General features: G+C 67.4%; 13 protein-coding genes. 6 read left to right on the forward strand and 7 right to left on the reverse strand.

Annotation, left to right across the window (positions count from 1 at the left end):
* Window positions 1–14 precede the first annotated feature (14 nt).
* Window positions 15–818: a lipase family protein gene (locus IB232_RS17365; RefSeq protein ID WP_192399843.1), complete on the forward strand. Its 804-nt coding sequence runs from the start codon at window positions 15–17 to the stop codon at window positions 816–818.
* A 10-nt stretch (window positions 819–828) separates the two neighbouring features.
* Here the strand turns inward: IB232_RS17365 and IB232_RS17370 are convergent, their stop codons facing one another.
* The 4 genes from IB232_RS17370 to IB232_RS17385 form a co-directional block, all read right to left on the reverse strand.
* Complete coding sequence (locus IB232_RS17370) at window positions 829–1509, reverse strand: glycine-rich domain-containing protein (protein ID WP_192399844.1); 681 nt, start codon at window positions 1507–1509, stop codon at window positions 829–831.
* A gap of 16 nt (window positions 1510–1525) precedes the next feature.
* Window positions 1526–4390, reverse strand: a complete 2865-nt coding sequence (locus tag IB232_RS17375; RefSeq protein ID WP_192399845.1) for a class I adenylate cyclase — start codon at window positions 4388–4390, stop codon at window positions 1526–1528.
* Window positions 4391–4665: 275 nt separating this feature from the next.
* Window positions 4666–4908 (reverse strand): TIGR02647 family protein, encoded by a 243-nt coding sequence (locus IB232_RS17380; RefSeq protein ID WP_137974637.1) that lies wholly within the window; start codon window positions 4906–4908, stop codon window positions 4666–4668.
* Window positions 4909–4983: 75 nt separating this feature from the next.
* Window positions 4984–5259, reverse strand: a complete 276-nt coding sequence (locus IB232_RS17385; protein ID WP_192399846.1) for a hypothetical protein — start codon at window positions 5257–5259, stop codon at window positions 4984–4986.
* A 130-nt stretch (window positions 5260–5389) separates the two neighbouring features.
* Between IB232_RS17385 and IB232_RS17390 the strand changes: the two genes are divergently transcribed.
* Complete coding sequence (locus IB232_RS17390) at window positions 5390–6049, forward strand: glutathione S-transferase family protein (protein ID WP_192399847.1); 660 nt, start codon at window positions 5390–5392, stop codon at window positions 6047–6049.
* Between the two features lie 21 nt (window positions 6050–6070).
* Here the strand turns inward: IB232_RS17390 and IB232_RS17395 are convergent, their stop codons facing one another.
* The 3 genes from IB232_RS17395 to argH are packed head-to-tail and all read right to left on the reverse strand — an operon-like array spanning window position 6071 to window position 8251.
* Complete coding sequence (locus IB232_RS17395) at window positions 6071–6550, reverse strand: GNAT family N-acetyltransferase (RefSeq protein ID WP_192399848.1); 480 nt, start codon at window positions 6548–6550, stop codon at window positions 6071–6073.
* Window positions 6551–6569: 19 nt separating this feature from the next.
* Entirely contained in the window at window positions 6570–6830 is a 261-nt protein-coding gene (locus IB232_RS17400; RefSeq protein ID WP_192399849.1) for a hypothetical protein, read from the reverse strand.
* A 26-nt stretch (window positions 6831–6856) separates the two neighbouring features.
* A complete protein-coding gene (gene argH / locus IB232_RS17405; protein WP_192399850.1) occupies window positions 6857–8251 on the reverse strand; it encodes an argininosuccinate lyase in 1395 nt (464 codons plus the stop codon).
* Window positions 8252–8458: 207 nt separating this feature from the next.
* Between argH and IB232_RS17410 the strand changes: the two genes are divergently transcribed.
* The 4 genes from IB232_RS17410 to IB232_RS17425 all read left to right on the forward strand — a co-directional run bounded on the left by IB232_RS17410 (window position 8459) and on the right by IB232_RS17425 (window position 12091).
* The gene (locus IB232_RS17410; RefSeq protein ID WP_192399851.1) at window positions 8459–9541 is read left to right on the forward strand and encodes a sensor histidine kinase; all 1083 of its coding nucleotides are present in this window, start codon (window positions 8459–8461) and stop codon (window positions 9539–9541) included.
* Window positions 9538–10287, forward strand: coding sequence for a LytR/AlgR family response regulator transcription factor (locus IB232_RS17415; RefSeq protein WP_137974642.1), 750 nt, complete (start codon window positions 9538–9540; stop codon window positions 10285–10287). Before IB232_RS17410 ends, IB232_RS17415 begins: the two co-directional genes overlap by 4 nt.
* A gap of 92 nt (window positions 10288–10379) precedes the next feature.
* Window positions 10380–11312, forward strand: coding sequence for a hydroxymethylbilane synthase (gene hemC, locus IB232_RS17420; protein WP_192399852.1), 933 nt, complete (start codon window positions 10380–10382; stop codon window positions 11310–11312).
* On the forward strand, window positions 11309–12091 hold the full coding sequence (locus IB232_RS17425; protein WP_192399853.1) for a uroporphyrinogen-III synthase: 783 nt from the start codon (window positions 11309–11311) through the stop codon (window positions 12089–12091). Before hemC ends, IB232_RS17425 begins: the two co-directional genes overlap by 4 nt.
* Window positions 12092–12097 lie beyond the last annotated feature (6 nt).

Below are 12097 nucleotides of genomic sequence, written 5' to 3' on the forward strand. Positions count from 1 at the left end.
GCAAGGAGGCCGCCATGTCTAGCCTGCCCCTGTACTTCCCCCAAGGCTTTTCTTTGGACCGCGCGCTGCTTTGCGCGCAACTGGTCGACCAGGCCTACGCGCAGTACCACCAATGGCAGACCCAGGATCGTCCGCGCCGCCCCCAGGACTTCGTTTGGACCCCGCCGCAGCTGCCCGGCTGGCGTTTCTCCCAGCCGATCTGGAGCATTCTCAGCGACCTGCACTTCATCAACGAGTCCGAGCCCTTCGGCTTCGCCGCGGCCAACGACCAGGGCGAGACCTACCTGGTGCTGCGAGGTACCGATTCGGTGCAGGACTGGCTCGACGATCTGGATGTGGAGCAGGCCGCATGGCCCTGGCAGGACGGCGGCCAGGGCCATGTGCATGCCGGTTTTCTCAAGCTCTACGGTTCCCTGCGCGACCTGGCCCTGGCGGCGCTGGACAGCCTGCAGCCGACCGGCCCTCTATGGGTCTGCGGACACAGCCTGGGTTGCGCGCTGAGCAGCATGGCGGTGCTCGACCTGCACGAGCGCTGGCCGGACCAGGCCCTGCAGCACTACAACTTCGCCAGCCCGCGCCTGGCCGCGCCGGACTTCGCCGCCAGCTACAACGCGCTGGGCATCACCACCTTCCGCGTGGTCAACGACAGTGACCTGGTGCCGGAAATCCCGCCGGCGGTGACCGACACCCTGCTGTACCAGCACCTGGGCCTGGCGGTGGCCTTCACCGCCAGCTACGCCAGCGTGGCAGCCAACCACAGCCTGGAAGGCTCGTACCTCTACGCCCTGGAACATCCCCAGGCGCCGATGAACGGCTGAGCCGGGCGGCTCAGTCGCCGCCCCCGCCACATCCTCCACCGCAACCACCGCCGTCGGAGCCGCTATCGCCGCTGCTGTCGTTGTTCGACCCCGAGCCACCGGAGCAACCCGAACCACAGCCGATATGGCTGGCGCAGTAGGCATCGCCATTGCGGTAGCTGCCCGGGTGGGCGCCGCAATCCAGGCTGTAGCGAAAGCCGTCGGCGATGCCCAATTCTGCGTCCAGGGCGAACAGCAGTGGCAGGCGCGCCGGCAGTTGCGGGTCGATGCCCTCGCGGCTGCAGGCCAGGCGCCAGGCGCGGCGGATGCCTTCGCTGGCGGCGTTCGGGTTGGGCATGACGTCATGCGGGGTATGGTGCAGGAAGCGCCCGAGGCCCTGGCGGCAGAACTGGCGGTACTGGCGGGTATAGAGGATGAATTCGTGCCAGGCCATGTCCACCGCCTGCGAGGGCATGGCCACCATGCGCTGATCGGCCAGGCGACACAGCTGGAAGTATTCGCGCAGGCCACGCAGCACCTGGCCGGTCTGGGTGGGCGTGAGCTGCGGGTAGTGCTTGGTCAGCCTGCTGCGCAGCTGCTCGGGGAACTCGAAGCCGGCGATGAACTGCTCGCGCAGCACGCGCTGGCGATGCCGGCGCCAGCGGAACAGGCCGAAGGCGGTGGCGCCAATGATTGCGCTGGTGAGGAGCATGGGGCGTCCTTGTCGGTCAGGCGTTTTGCAGGGCGCTGTTGAGCGCGGCTTCCAGCTCGGCCTTATAGCGCAGGTAGTGGATGGTCTGCGCCTGGCCGTCGCCGAGAATGCGCGATAGATCAAGGTCGGTGATGTAGCAGGGGTAGCGCTCGGCACCGCGACGCTGGGCCAGGATGTGCCGGGCCACGGCACCGAATAGCTCGGCGCCGTACTCCAGCTCGGAGAATTCGCGGTGGTTGCAGTACAGGGTGACGTGCACGCGGCCGTGCTCGGCCGGCTCGACGATGGCCTGCACATCGTAGAACGAGTGGGCGACCTGGGCCTGCGGCGGGGCGCGGCGCTCCAGGTGACGGGCGCGGTGGGGCGGCGCCGGCAGCACCTCGTAGTAGAGGATGTCCAGCGCCGCCGGTGGTTGCGGGCTGTCCAGCGGCAGCAGGGCGTTGCGCCGGTACAGCACTGACTGCAGGAAGCGCTGCAGCGGGGTCAGCAGGCTCTGCTCGTCGCGGAACGGCAGGCGCTGGCGCCACAGCGCGTTGTATTCGTCCAGCACCGAGAGCTCGGCCTGGTCGCCGTCGACCCGATAGAACACCTGGATGCACTGGGGGCGGCCCAGGGGCAGGACCAGCGCCAGCTCCTCGCCTTCCAGGGCGTAGCGGTCCAGGTGCAGCGGGCTGTAGGCCGATTGTTCCTCGCCCAGGTGCTCGATCAGGCTCGGCAGGTCGGCCAGGGCGGCGTGGCTGACCTGGCCGGGCAGCAGCTCCAGCACGTGGTAGTGCTGCTGCACCTGCAGCAGGTAGCGACTGCCCGAGCCGCCGGTGAGGCTGGCGAGGGCATCGCGGAACAGCTCCTCGACGCGCTGGGCGATGGCCTGGGCGCGGTTGCGGCAGAAGCAGCGCACCTTGAGGCTGGGGCGGCGACCGCTGGCGGGCAGGGCGTTGAGGTAGTCGCGCAGGCAGTCGAGCAGGGCGTGGGGGCCGTCGTAGCGGCTGACCATCAGCTCGTTCCAGCTGTTCAGGCTGACCTGGTCGAGGGTCAGCACCAGGTTCTCGCGCACGCCGGAGTAGCCCAGCGAGTCGGTGCGCCCGGTGGTCAGGTGCACGTTGAGCTGGCTGTGGGCTTTGAGCGGGTCGATGCCGACGTTGACCAGCAACAGTACCTCGGCCGGCTCGGCGGCGAGCAGCAGGGAATCCTCGTTCACCGCCGGCAGCGGCAGCGGCACGCTCTGCTGCAGGCTGCTCAGCAGACTGGACAGCTCGAACTCGCCGAGGTCGCTGCTGCCGGGGTGTAGCGACAGGCGCGTGCTGCTGTCGATCACTCCGTTGCGGTGGCACCAGGCGAGCAGCTCGATCAGCTGGCGGGCGCGCTTGAGCGGGGCGAAGTCCGGCCATTCCTGGCCGTTCAGGCTGCCTGGGTAGAGCGCCCACTGGGTCTCGCCGTCGGCTTCCTGGCTGGGGCTCTGCACCAGGGTCAGGGTGTCCTCGGCCAGGTCCGGGGCGATGCCGGGGTTGATGAACTCGATCTTGCCGGCCTTGCGCTCGAAGGCGGCGTACAGACGCCGGCCGAGCACGCCGAGGTCGCGGCTGTTGAGCGGCATGGCGGCCTGCTCGCTGCGGGCGAACTGCGAGAGGAAGCGGTAGCTGTAGGTCAGCTCGTTGACCAGCGCGCGGCGCTCGGCGCTGACCTGGCGCACCTTCCACTGGCTGCGGCTGTCGAGATTGGCCAGCTCGCGCTGGCTCCAGTGCCACTCACCGGTGAGGCGCTCGAACAGCAGGCGCTGCCAGCTCTTGGCGCGCTGGCGCGGCGGCACGCTGAGCTTCTTGCCGACCTTGAGGTACAGGCAGCGGCGGATCAGCTCCAGGCGCTCCAGTTCGCCGCGCTCGGTGAGGTATTCCTCCAGGCGGCGGTACACCACAATGTAGGGGTCCAGCTCGTCCAGCTCCAGGCGGTTGGCGTACACCGCCTGCTTGAAGCGCAGGCTCAGGCATTCCACCCGCGGGTGCTCGCTGGCGTAGACCTCGGTGAGCAGCAGCTTGAGCACCGACTTGTAGGGCGAGTCGATGCCCTTGAACAGCTGCCACATGCCGGCGCCGATGAACTCGCCCGGTGGGATGCGCGCCAGGTTGCCCAGGTCGAGCACCTCTTCGGCACGCACGAAACGCTTGCTCAGCAGCGCATGGGTGTAGCCGCGGTAGTTGGCCTCTTCGTACACCGGCACCAGCCACCACAGCGGGGTGCGCCCGCCGAGCCAGATGGCGGTGCGGTAGAACTCGTCGAGCAGCAGGTAGTGCTGGGTAGTACCGCAGTCGTCGGAGGTCAGTTGCGCCTCACGGTCGCCGACGGTGAAGCGCGCCGGGTCGATCAGGAAGCAGTGCACCTCGGCACCCTGGGTGGCGGCCCAGGCTTCCAGCAGGGTGCATTTACGCTGCAGTTCGGCGAGTGCGCGGGGGTCCATCGCCGGGTCGTGGCACACCCACAGGTCCATGTCGCTCTGCTCGGCTTGAGCCACCGTGCCCAGGCTGCCCATCAGGAACAGGCCGTGGATCGGCGCGGGCCGCTTGCCGGCCAGGGGGCTGCTGCGGCGGGGCTTGTAGGTAAAGGAGCGGGTCAGGCGCTGGGCCTCGGCGAGGATCTCCTCGCTCGGCTCGAAGCCAGACAACCCGGCCGGGGTAGCGGCCGAGACATAGCCTGGCAGCAGCGGATGGTTCACATGGAACAGCAGCGGCAGCAGCTTGAGCACCAGTTGCTGGCGCGTCGACAGCGCCTGCATGGCGCGGCCCAGGCGGCCGGCGTTGATCTTCAGGAAACGCGCGCGCAGCTGCGCCAGGACCTTGCGGTCGATGCCTTCGTTGATATCCGGACGGATTTCCTGGGTGCGCGTCATGTACTGCTCGAAAGCGATGGTGGCAGCAAGACTACCAGCGCCGAGCGGCGCCTGGCAGCCATTCCTGCCCAGTGTATCGGCGGCTCCCGGCCACGACTGTAGGGAGAAATCCGGGGGTCGCGCCGCCCCCGGTCGCGGAGCATCTGTTTACGATCTTTTGAGCTGAGCCGGGCAAGGCGCAACGACCAGCGGGAGTAACAGCCGCAGGCTGGCCCGAAGGGTGAGCCCCATTTCAACGCAGCATGGCCGACGATCAAGAGATCGTAGGCAGGTTCTCAGGCTGGTTGCGGGCAGAGGATGGTCAGCAGCGCCTGTGCATGCTCGGCGGCATCCAGCCCCAGGCTGGTCAGGTAGCCGCCGTCGGCCTGGGTCACCAGGCCCTTCTCGTGCAGCCGGGTGATGGCCATCTGGGCGCGGTTGGAGGCGTTGTTGTGCACCTTGAGCCCTTCCTGGTGGTTGTCCAGGTTGTACAGGGCGAGGATTTCCAGTTCGGCAATCAGTTCGGGGGTGTAGGCCATGGCGACTCCGGCTTGTTGTTGTCGTGGGCCGCGCGATGGCGCGGCGGGAATCATTCGGCTCAGTGTAGTCCGGGATCAGCCCTGCTCGGGAAGATCCGGCAGGGCGCGCAGGGCCTGCTCGTACCAGGCGCCGTCGAAGGGGCGGTCGTCGCGCAGCATGGCGTCGATCTCGTGGGCCAGCACCAGGGCCATCAGCTCGAGGATCTCCTCGCGCGGGTAACCCACCAGGGTCAGCTTGTTGTAGACCGCCTTGGCCGCCGGCGGATTGTCCGCTTCCAGCTGGTTCTCGATGGCCTGGATCAGGGTCTGTTCGGCGAAGGCTTCTTCGTCGTTGTCGTCGTGCTCGCTCATGGCGACTCCTCGGTTGCTGATCCGCAGTGTGCCACGGCCTGCCCGTTGCTGTGCCATTCAGCCGTCTGATGAAGCTTCCCCTGGCGTTGCGGCCGGCTATAACTGGGTTTTGCCTGCCTGGAAGCGACCCATGCTCAGACTCCACGGATTTGCCGTCAGCAACTACTACAACATGGTGCACCTGGCCCTGCTGGAAAAGGGCCTGGCGTTCGACACCGTCACCGTCTACGGCTGCCAGGACGAGGCCTTCCTCGCCATCAGCCCGCGCGGCAAGGTGCCGGTGCTGCAGACCGAGCACGGCTACATCAGCGAGACCAGCGCCATCCTCGACTACCTGGAAGAGCTCGGCGAAGGCCGCCCGCTGCTGCCGGCCGAGCCCTACGCGCGGGCCCAAGTGCGTGCGCTGGTCAAGGAAATCGAGCTGTACATCGAGCTGCCGGCGCGCAGCTGCTACCCGGAGGCGTTCTTCCGCAACCCGGTGGACCCGGCGATCAAGGACAAGGCCCGCGGCGAACTGCTGGCCGGCATCGCCACACTCAAGCGCCACGGCCGCTTCGCGCCCTATGTGGCTGGCGAGCAGTTCAGCCTGGCCGACCTGTATTTCCTCTACAGCATCGACCTGGCCGCGGTGGTGGCACAGAAGGTGTTCGGCCTGGACCTGCTGGCCGACTTCCCGGCCGCCCGCGCGCTGCTGGAGCGGCTGCAGCAGAACCCGCACGTGCAGATGATCGCCGCGCAGAAAGAAGCCGGCATGCCCGGCTTCATGGCCTTTCTCAAGAGCAAGGCCTGAGGCAGTGTGCCCGCTGCCGGCTCAGCCGGCAGCGAAGTCGAGCAGCGCCTGGCCGGTCAGGCGGTAGCAGACCCAGTCATCCTTGGGGCGCGCGCCGAAGGCTTCGTAGAACTCCATGGCCGGCGTGTTCCAGTCCAGCACCGCCCATTCCATGCGCCCGCAGCCCTTGGCCACGGCCAGCTGGGCCAGGTGGCGCAGTAGGGCTTTGCCGGCACCGAGCTTGCGGTGCTCGGGAGAGACGTAGAGGTCTTCCAGGTAGATGCCGTGCTTGCCCAGCCAGGTCGAGTAGCTGAAGAAATACACGGCGAAGCCGACCGGCACGCCGTCCAGTTCGCAGATCAGGCCGTGAGTGGTGCTTCCTTCGCCGAACAGGCTGTCGCGGATGCCGGCCACGTCGGTCTTTACCTCGTGTTCGGCCTTCTCGTAGATGGCCAGGTCGGTGATGAAGCGCAGGATCAGCGCGGCGTCTTCAGCGGTGGCGGGGCGGATATGCAGGCTCATGGGAGAGTTCTCGAAGTGTTCAGCCATTGCGAATGATCAGGCCGGCCACAAGGCCGACCAGGCAGATGAAACCGAGGGCGATGATCCAGACGTTGCGCGGCGTATCCGGATCGGCCTGGCGCAGAGGCTGGCGCGGATGGCGCCCCAGGGTGAGCAGACGCAGGGCCAGCCAGCCCAGGGCATAGCAGAGCTGGAGAAAGAGCCATTCGAACAGCCCCTGGATCAGTCCAAGGACCAGCCACCGGAGCAGCGCGCCCAGGCCATGCAACAGTGCATCCATCGGAAGTCCCTTTCCCGCTATGGCGATCAGCGCGTCGCCAGCAGTTCCTTGCCACGCGCCACGGCGGCGCGGACCTGGTTCGGTGCGGTGCCGCCGATATGGTCGCGGGCGTTGACCGAGCCTTCCAGGGTCAGCACGGCGAACACGTCGTCGCCGATCTGGTCGCTGAACTGACGCAGTTCGTCCAGGCTCATCTCAGCCAGGTCCTTGCCGCTGTCCACGCCGTATTTCACCGCGTGGCCGACGATCTCGTGGCAGTCGCGGAAGGGCAGGCCCTTGCGCACCAGGTAGTCGGCCAGGTCGGTGGCGGTGGAGAAGCCGCGACGTGCCGCCTCGCGCATGATCTCGCGCTTGGGCTTGATCGCCGGGACCATGTCGGCGAAGGCGCGCAGGCTGTCGCGCAGGGTGTCGGCGGCGTCGAACAGCGGTTCCTTGTCTTCCTGGTTGTCCTTGTTGTAGGCCAGCGGCTGGCCCTTCATCAGGGTCAGCAGGCCGGTCAGGGCGCCGAACACGCGGCCGGTCTTGCCGCGCACCAGCTCGGGCACGTCCGGGTTCTTCTTCTGCGGCATGATCGAGGAACCAGTGCAGAAGCGGTCCGGCAGGTCGATGAACTGGAATTGCGCCGAAGTCCACAGCACCAGCTCTTCGGAGAAGCGCGACAGGTGCATCATGGCCAGCGAGGCGGCGGCGCAGAATTCGATGGCGAAGTCGCGATCCGACACGCCGTCCAGCGAGTTGCCGCCGACCTGGTCGAAGCCCAGCAGTTCGGCAGTGATCTCGCGGGCGATCGGGTAGGTGGTGCCGGCCAGGGCGGCCGAGCCCAGCGGCATGCGGTTGACCCGCTTGCGGCAGTCGACCAGGCGCTCATGGTCGCGCGACAGCATCTCGAACCAGGCCAAGAGGTGATGGCCGAAGGTCACCGGCTGGGCGGTCTGCAGGTGGGTGAAGCCGGGCATGATGGTGTCGGCCTCGGCCTCCGCCAGACCGAGCAGGCCCTGCTGTAGGCGGGTGATTTCGGCGAGGATCAGGTCGATCTCGTCGCGCAGCCACAGGCGGATGTCGGTTGCCACCTGGTCGTTGCGCGAACGGCCGGTATGCAGCTTCTTGCCGGTGACGCCGATGCGGTCGGTCAGGCGCGCCTCGATGTTCATGTGCACGTCTTCCAGGTCGACGCGCCAGTCGAACTGGCCGGCCTCGATCTCGCCCTGGATCTGCTTGAGGCCTGCCTCGATGGCGTCGCGCTCTTCCGCGGTCAGCACGCCGACCTTGGATAGCATGGTGGCGTGGGCGATGGAGCCCATGATGTCGTGGCGATAGAGGCGCTTGTCGAAGTCGACGGAGGCGGTGAAGCGGGCGACGAAGGCGTCGACGGGCTCGCTGAAGCGGCCGCCCCAGGACTGGTTGGTCTTCTCAAGGCTCATGGCAGAACTCGCGGGACTGGGCAGGCGCGGCGCCTGCGAAAAGGACAAAGTGTGTCGATAATAACAGCCTTGCCGGGAAAACCGAGGCCGCGCCGATCTGCCAGGCTCGTCACAGTTTTCAGCGAGAGGTGGCATTTGGGCACCCGTTTTAGCCCGGCCGGAGCGCTCTGGCTTGCCGCCCCAGTGGCACACAAGGAAACTGCGCGGATGAAAATCCACTGGTTCAACAAGGGGCGCACGCTCGCTCCGGACGACGATTTCTTCCTGCCGGAACTGTGCGAGCCCGAGGCGCTGCTCAGCCTGGTGCTGCTGGCCGAGCTGCTGGTGCTGGTGCTGGTGCTGTCCGAGCCGATGCAGCCGGGCTTCAACTGGGTGCGCCTGGCGCTGACCTCGTTGTTCGTGCAGTGGATAGTGCTGCTCTCCGCCGCCCTCCTGTGTCGCCTGCGCCCGCTGCTGGCACGGCTGCGCGCGGCCCTGGCCGGCACCCTGTGCTGCGCCCTGGTGGTGGGGCTGGCGCTGGGCTGCACGGCGGTGGCCGACTACTACGAGCTGGGCGGACCTTTGCCGCGCGATGGCGAGGTCAACCTGTACCTGCGCCATGCGCTGATCAGCCTGATCATGTCCGCCCTGCTGCTGCGCTACTTCTACCTGCAGAGCCAGTGGCGCCGGCAGCAGCAGGCCGAGCTGAAGGCGCGCATCGAGTCGCTGCAGGCGCGCATCCGCCCGCATTTCCTGTTCAACAGCCTGAACAGCATCGCCAGCCTGGTGGCGATCGACCCGATCAAGGCCGAGCAGGCGGTGCTCGATCTATCCGACCTGTTCCGCGCCAGTCTGGCAAAGCCCGGCACCCTGGTGGCCTGGGGCGATGAGCTGGAATTGGCGAAGAGATATCTGTCGATCGAGCACTATCGGCTCGGCGACCGGCTACAGTTGGAATGGCAGGTGGAAACCGTGCCGACGGACTTGCCGATCCCCCAGCTGACCCTGCAACCGCTGCTGGAGAATGCCCTTATCTATGGCATCCAGCCGCGTATCGAGGGCGGTCTGGTACGGATCGAGGCGGATTACCGGGACGGGGTGTTCCAGCTCTGTGTGAGCAACCCCTACCAGGAACGCGCCGAGCAGCAGCCGTCGCGCGGCACCCACCAGGCACTGGTGAATATCGACGCGCGCCTGGCGGCACTTTTCGGCCCCGGCGCGAGTCTCAGCGTGGATCGCCGTGACGGGCGACACTTCACCTGTCTACGCTATCCTTGTTCGAGACTCATGCAGGAAGCCCGAGCAATATGAATGTGCTGATCGTCGATGACGAACCCCTTGCCCGCGAGCGACTGGCCCGCATGGTCGGTGAACTCGATGGCTACCGTGTCCTCGAGCCCTCGGCCAGCAATGGTGAAGAGGCTCTGACGCTGATCGACAGCTTGCGGCCGGACGTGGTCCTGCTGGATATCCGCATGCCCGGCCTCGATGGCCTGCAGGTAGCGGCCAAGCTGTGCGAGCGCGAGGCGCCGCCGGCGGTGATCTTCTGCACCGCCCATGATGAATTCGCCCTGGAGGCCTTCGACGTCAGCGCCGTCGGCTACCTGGTCAAGCCGGTGCGGCCGGAGGCCTTGGCCGCCGCACTGAAGAAGGCCGAGCGGCCCAACCGGGTGCAGCTCGCCGCGCTCACTCGCCCCTCTGGTGGCGACAATGGCGCCGGCCCGCGCAGCCATATCAGTGCGCGCACCCGCAAGGGCATCGAGCTGATTCCGCTGGAGCAGGTGATCTTCTTCATCGCCGATCACAAGTACGTGACCCTGCGCCACGAAGGCGGCGAGGTACTGCTGGACGAGCCGCTGAAGGCGCTGGAGGACGAGTTCGGTGAGCGCTTCGTGCGCATCCACCGCAACGCCCTGGTTGCCCGCGAGCGTATCGAACGTCTGCAGCGCACGCCGCTGGGGCACTTCCAGCTCTACCTCAAGGGCCTGGGGCCGGATGCGCTGACCGTCAGCCGCCGTCATGTGGCCGGCGTGCGCAAGCTGATGCACAGCCTGTAGCGCCACGTGCAAACGCCTGCGGCGATTGTGCCTGCGGGCGTGCGCTGGTCATCCTGTTATCATCCGTGGCAGTCCGCTTCCTGGAATTGCCCATGTCCCGCGAAATTCGCATCGCCACCCGTAAGAGCGCCCTGGCCCTGTGGCAGGCCGAGTACGTCAAAGCCCGTCTGGAACAAGCCCATCCGGGGCTGACAGTCAGCCTGGTGCCCATGGTCAGTCGCGGCGACAAGCTGCTCGACGCGCCCCTGGCGAAAATCGGCGGCAAGGGTCTGTTCGTTAAGGAACTGGAAACTGCCCTGCTGGAGAACGAGGCGGACATCGCCGTGCATTCGATGAAGGATGTGCCGATGGACTTCCCCGAGGGGCTCGGCCTGTTCTGCATCTGCGAACGCGAAGACCCGCGCGATGCCTTCGTCTCCAATACCTATGACAGCCTCGACGTCCTGCCGGCCGGCAGTGTGGTCGGCACTTCCAGCCTGCGTCGCCAGGCCCAGCTGCTGGCGCGTCGGCCGGACCTGAAGATCCAGTTCCTGCGTGGCAACGTGAATACCCGCCTGGCCAAACTGGATGCCGGCGAGTACGACGCCATCATCCTCGCTGCCGCCGGCCTGATCCGCCTCGGCTTCGAAGAGCGCATCCGCTCCTCGATCAGCGTCGACGACAGCCTGCCGGCCGGTGGCCAGGGTGCGGTGGGCATCGAATGCCGCAGTGCCGACAGCGAGATCCATTCGCTGCTGGCGCCGCTGCACCACACCGAAACCGCCACTCGGGTGATCGCCGAGCGCGCCCTGAACAAGCGCCTCAATGGCGGCTGCCAGGTGCCGATCGCCTGCTACGCGCTGCTCGAAGGCGAGCAGATCTGGCTGCGCGGCCTGGTCGGCCAGCCCGATGGCGGCCTGCTGTTGCGCGCCGAAGGCCGTGGCACCGACGCCGAAGTGCTCGGTGTGCAGGTGGCCCAGGACCTCCTGGCTCAAGGCGCAGAAACCATCCTCAAGGCGGTCTACGGCGAGGCCGCTGGCGAGTGACGGGCTGGCGCCTGCTGCTGACCCGCCCGGCCGCCGAGTGTGAGGCCCTGGCCGCGACACTGGCCGAGGCGGGAGTGTTCAGCCGCAGCCTGCCGTTGCTGGAGACCGAGGCGCTGGCCGAGACGGCCGAGCAGCGCGCCATTGCTCTCGATCTGCAGCGCTATTGCGCGGTGATCGTGGTCAGCAAACCGGCGGCGCGCCTGGGCCTCGACCTGCTCGCCCGTCATCGCGCGCAGCCGCCAAGCGGCCCGCGCTGGTTCAGCGTCGGCGCCGCCACCGCGCAGATTCTCGACCGATACCTGCAACCCCACGGTCTGCAAGCCAGTTGCCCGAGCGCGGGCGATGACAGCGAGGCGCTGCTGGCGCTGCCGCAGCTGGATGAGGCGTTGCGGGGGCCGAGCTCGCGAGTGCTGATCATGCGCGGCGAGGGCGGTCGCGAACTGATCGCCGAAACCCTGAGCCAGCGTGGCGTTGCCGTGGACTATCTGGAACTCTATCGCCGTATACGGCCTCAATACCCTGCCGGTACGCTGGCCCAGGTGATCGAGGAATCACAGCTGAACGCCCTGCTGGTGAGCAGCGCGCAAGGCCTGGACAACCTCCGCCAGCTGGCCGCCGATGCCTGGGCGGAGCTCGCTCGGCTACCCTTGCTGGTGCCCAGTCCGCGGGTGGCCGAGATGGCCCGCGCGGCGGGGGCACGGCAGGTCATCGATTGTCGCGGCGCCAGTGCTGCGGCTGTTCTGGCGGCCCTGCGCGCTACCCCGGCGCCGGCCCACTAGCAAAGG

It is taken from the genome of Pseudomonas sp. PDM15 (assembly GCF_014851565.1).
Lineage (GTDB): Bacteria > Pseudomonadota > Gammaproteobacteria > Pseudomonadales > Pseudomonadaceae > Aquipseudomonas.

What these genes read in the sequence shown, in the direction of transcription:
- IB232_RS17365 (WP_192399843.1), top strand. Translation starts at nt 15, where the DNA reads ATGTCTAGCCTGCCCCTGTACTTCCCCCAAGGCTTTTCTTTGGACCGC.
- IB232_RS17410 (WP_192399851.1), top strand. Translation starts at nt 8,459, where the DNA reads ATGAAAATCCACTGGTTCAACAAGGGGCGCACGCTCGCTCCGGACGAC.
- hemC (WP_192399852.1), top strand. Translation starts at nt 10,380, where the DNA reads ATGTCCCGCGAAATTCGCATCGCCACCCGTAAGAGCGCCCTGGCCCTG.
- IB232_RS17415 (WP_137974642.1), top strand. Translation starts at nt 9,538, where the DNA reads ATGAATGTGCTGATCGTCGATGACGAACCCCTTGCCCGCGAGCGACTG.
- argH (WP_192399850.1), bottom strand. Translation starts at nt 8,251, where the DNA reads ATGAGCCTTGAGAAGACCAACCAGTCCTGGGGCGGCCGCTTCAGCGAG.
- IB232_RS17395 (WP_192399848.1), bottom strand. Translation starts at nt 6,550, where the DNA reads ATGAGCCTGCATATCCGCCCCGCCACCGCTGAAGACGCCGCGCTGATC.
- IB232_RS17390 (WP_192399847.1), top strand. Translation starts at nt 5,390, where the DNA reads ATGCTCAGACTCCACGGATTTGCCGTCAGCAACTACTACAACATGGTG.
- IB232_RS17400 (WP_192399849.1), bottom strand. Translation starts at nt 6,830, where the DNA reads ATGGATGCACTGTTGCATGGCCTGGGCGCGCTGCTCCGGTGGCTGGTC.
- IB232_RS17370 (WP_192399844.1), bottom strand. Translation starts at nt 1,509, where the DNA reads ATGCTCCTCACCAGCGCAATCATTGGCGCCACCGCCTTCGGCCTGTTC.
- IB232_RS17385 (WP_192399846.1), bottom strand. Translation starts at nt 5,259, where the DNA reads ATGAGCGAGCACGACGACAACGACGAAGAAGCCTTCGCCGAACAGACC.
- IB232_RS17375 (WP_192399845.1), bottom strand. Translation starts at nt 4,390, where the DNA reads ATGACGCGCACCCAGGAAATCCGTCCGGATATCAACGAAGGCATCGAC.
- IB232_RS17380 (WP_137974637.1), bottom strand. Translation starts at nt 4,908, where the DNA reads ATGGCCTACACCCCCGAACTGATTGCCGAACTGGAAATCCTCGCCCTG.